This window comes from Fictibacillus sp. WQ 8-8 (assembly GCF_024494405.1).
Classification (GTDB): Bacteria; Bacillota; Bacilli; order Bacillales; family Fictibacillaceae; genus Fictibacillus_C; species Fictibacillus_C marinisediminis.
Window position 1 is genome coordinate 1 of the sequence record NZ_JAMXKG010000037.1, and the last position, 3,503, is coordinate 3,503.

Sequence of the window (3,503 nt, forward strand, 5' to 3'; positions counted from 1 at the left end):
GAGGCAAATATGGAAATAGGAAAAAAGAAAAAATATAAATATTAAAAAATGGAGGGTGCTGAAGATGACAGTTGAAGGTATTGATGATATTAACGGTCTCAAAGAAATTGGAAAGATCGTTGCGTTGACAATAAGTGAAATGAAACGTCAGACACGTGTCGGCATGACAACCCAGGAATTAGATGATATTGGGGGACGGTTATTAAGAAAGTATGGGGCGGTTTCTGCACCCAATTTGACTTATAACTTTCCCGGCAATACATGCATTAGTATTAACCAAGAAGTTGCTCACGGAATACCGGGAGATCGGAAGATTCATGGAGGTGACTTAATCAATATTGATGTTTCTGCTGAACTCGGAGGTTATTTTGCTGATGCAGGACACTCTTTTAAAATGCCTCTATACAACCCTTCTGTGACGCGCCTTTGCCAACATACACACAACACTATGATGAAGGTGATCTCTTCTCTTAAAGCTGGTGTAAAAGTGAATGAAATCGGGAGAATTATTCAAAGGGAAGCCCGAAAAAGCGGCTATAAGGTCATCATGAATCTGTGCAGTCATGGCATTGGAAAATCCCTGCACGAAGCACCTGTAGAAATTTTACCCTTTTATAGCAAGGATGATAAACGTGTGTTGGAGGAAGGTACTGTTATTACTATTGAGCCTTTCTTGTCAACTGGTGCAGAATATGTCATTGAAAGTCCGGATGGATGGACTGTAAGGCTACCTAATAAGGGTTTTTGTGCACAGTACGAGCACACAATAATTATTACAAGAGATCAACCGATCATTACAACGATTGCTTAGTGATTATTTTCAGTTGATAGATTTCTTCCTTAAAAAGGTGCGTTATCTTATAACGCGCCTTTTGTTTGGGTGTTAATAGGACAAAAAAGCAACAGATCATTTATCGCGTAGTACAACGATACTACGCATTCAAAAAACATCTATTTTTCCTGACTTTGTGAAGGAATGTACTTAAAGTAACGGTGAGCTTTAACACAATAAGGAATAAAATTAAAGAGCCTAAAATATGCAAGTTTTTAATCACTACTTGCGTATTTTGGCTTTTTTTACATTCATAAAAGATACTGCCATTAACAGCATTTTTTAATTGCCAAATACATTAACGCTGTGTTAGATACAAGTAAGAATACAATAAGTGTGGAAACTACTAGCTTAGTGAATATATGGTTGTTGATAAGACAAAATGGTTGGAGGTTTGGAGTAGGGAAATAGACTACTCAAGGACGCAAGGTATAAATGAAACGCTGCTTCGCAATATTGCAACGAGAACTGGTGGAGAGATAGATCCAAAAGATTCAGATGGGGATGGCTTATACGATACCTATGAAGAATGAAAACACCATACGGTATAATCTACTCAAATCCTAACATGAAAAATAGTGACGGAGATGGAAAGTTTGATAATGAGGATTCGAGACGGTTGTACTCTGATTTATCCGATTTAGTAATTTATCAATCAGATAGACCAGAAGGCTATGATGAAAATGGAAATGTAGCGAATGATATGAAAACAAATGATTATACAGGCGATGAAATAACTGACATTAACTGGATGTTCAGATTCCAATTACTTGAGCTGCCACTGGTTTATTTTGAATGTTCCATGAAACCTGGGTTCGGCTCTTCCTGCGTCATCAATCCCAACAGCACGCGACGCCAACATCAGGAATCTCCCCATCGATGATCATAACTTTCGCGTGCAATAACCCTTTATTATAGAGATAGATTTGAACCCCGGCTTCCAACAGTTTGCTGTAAAAGGTTGGGCTTGCAAGGGACACGATTTTTTGATCCGCGCGCTGAGGAACCAGTAATCTTACACGGACACCACGGGCCACAGCTGTCTTTATCGCCACGATTATATCTGCATCGGGTACAAAGTAAGGCGTGGTGATATCAATGTTCTTGGACGCTTGTGTCACTAAAATGAAGTAGGCCTCCCGGACGACTGGAGTAAGAATTCCAGGATTACCTTCCATCGTATGCATATACGCTTTGTGCAACTTCTTTGTGCTCGGGACGACATCAACGACGGTACCATCCATGGTGCCTAACTCAATATTCCATTGTGCCGCCCCTGTACAAAGAGCTGCCTTGCCAGGTAGGGTGTTGTCTGCGATTTCGGACCGCTTTTTTTCTTATCTTGATCTTGTTGTGTCCTCTACTTTAACCGTTCCGGCGCAGCCATGTTCCAATGGGATTATATTGTTCCGCCTGAGCTGTGGCGATAATCCCGGGCTGTGCGGGGTATTGGCACTGGCTAAGAGACTATAAATATAAAAAAGGTAAGCTGACCCTGGAAAAGAGTCAGCCTTTTTGTGCTGGTGGGCGGAAACTGAATGTGAGTAGGCGAAAGTGAGCTTTGGGTGGGCGAACCTTTGTCGAAGGAGAGCTTAGTAAATGATAAGGAAGCCCGGCCCCTTTTTTACAAGAGGGCTTCTATTTTTTTAGAATAGATAGAAAATAATCCTATTAACCAAAAAAGTAATCTGCTGATATTACGGCATATTATGCAAATTTTGAAAAGAGAAAAAAGGGTGAAATGTGTTCCGCACAAGTTCATTCTTGGGAACCACAGCAACAGCCATAAAATAAATAAAGGTTTTTTACAACAAAGCACAGAGATACATCGACGTGCCGATTTCGTGCCGGATTTGTGCCGATTGAACTTGAAAAACCTTAAAACGATATGAAAGCACAAAAACAAAAACGTTGATTTAACAAAGTTTTTAAAACAATATGAAACAGTATGAAAACGCCAATTAATCAGAATCGAGATGAGAGGTTCAACTGTATTTATGGGCCAATAATTGAATTAAAGAATAGGCACCTAGAAGGTGTCTTTTTTGGTTGACCGTGGCTGGGTGGATTTGGTTTGAAACAATCAAGCTGCAGACAAAAAAAGCACTTTCCTCTTCAAGTGAACCCAAAAAGTTAGACATATATTTTTAAGCAGCTTCCAATGATTGAGTTTAATTCGTTTGTGGTTGTAATAGTGAATATACATTTCTAATTCTATTTTAAAATGTTCCATACTCTCAAACTTTGCAGATAAAGTAATTCAGACTTTAATAAACCAAAGAAGTTCTCTATAACTGCATTATCTAAGCAATTTCCCTTTCGGGACATGCTTTGCGTAATTTGATGCTCTTTTAGTAAGTGTTGATACCTTTCCATTTGATAGTGCCACCCTTGATCCGAATATTATTGGTGAGTCACCATCATTTAATCGTTGAAATGCTTGATCTAACATCTTCATAACGAGAGGAAAGACAGGTCGTTTTTCAATATTGTAGGCAATAATTTCACCGTTAAAGAGATCAAGATTGGTGACAAATAAAGCTTTTCACCAAACAAGTGGAACTCCGTTACTCTTGACCAATTTCAATATTTTAACAAGGTTCCTTACAATTTATGTTGAAATTTAAATATAAAGTTATTCAACAAGATTATCCTTAGAAATTAAATAGAA

2 protein-coding genes and 1 pseudogene are annotated in these 3,503 nt (G+C 38.5%); 1 reads left to right on the forward strand and 2 read right to left on the reverse strand.

Translation table 11 applies throughout. The features are described from left to right. Nucleotides 1–64: 64 nt before the first annotated feature. The gene (map, locus tag M1K46_RS25410) at nucleotides 65–811 is read left to right on the forward strand and encodes a type I methionyl aminopeptidase (RefSeq protein WP_256228226.1); all 747 of its coding nucleotides are present in this window, start codon (nucleotides 65–67) and stop codon (nucleotides 809–811) included. 854 nt (nucleotides 812–1,665) lie between these two features. Here the strand turns inward: map and M1K46_RS25415 are convergent. After that, on the reverse strand, nucleotides 1,666–2,076 hold the full coding sequence (locus tag M1K46_RS25415; RefSeq protein ID WP_256228227.1) for a phospholipase D-like domain-containing protein: 411 nt from the start codon (nucleotides 2,074–2,076) through the stop codon (nucleotides 1,666–1,668). Nucleotides 2,077–2,915: 839 nt separating this feature from the next. Continuing rightward, nucleotides 2,916–3,403, reverse strand: a pseudogene (locus M1K46_RS25420) (IS3 family transposase); the annotation flags it as partial. Nucleotides 3,404–3,503: the final 100 nt, after the last annotated feature.

Excerpts from the sequence above, each read along its gene's own strand:
- map (WP_256228226.1), top strand. The coding sequence starts at position 65 with ATGACAGTTGAAGGTATTGATGATATTAACGGTCTCAAAGAAATTGGA.
- M1K46_RS25415 (WP_256228227.1), bottom strand. The coding sequence starts at position 2,076 with ATGGATGGTACCGTCGTTGATGTCGTCCCGAGCACAAAGAAGTTGCAC.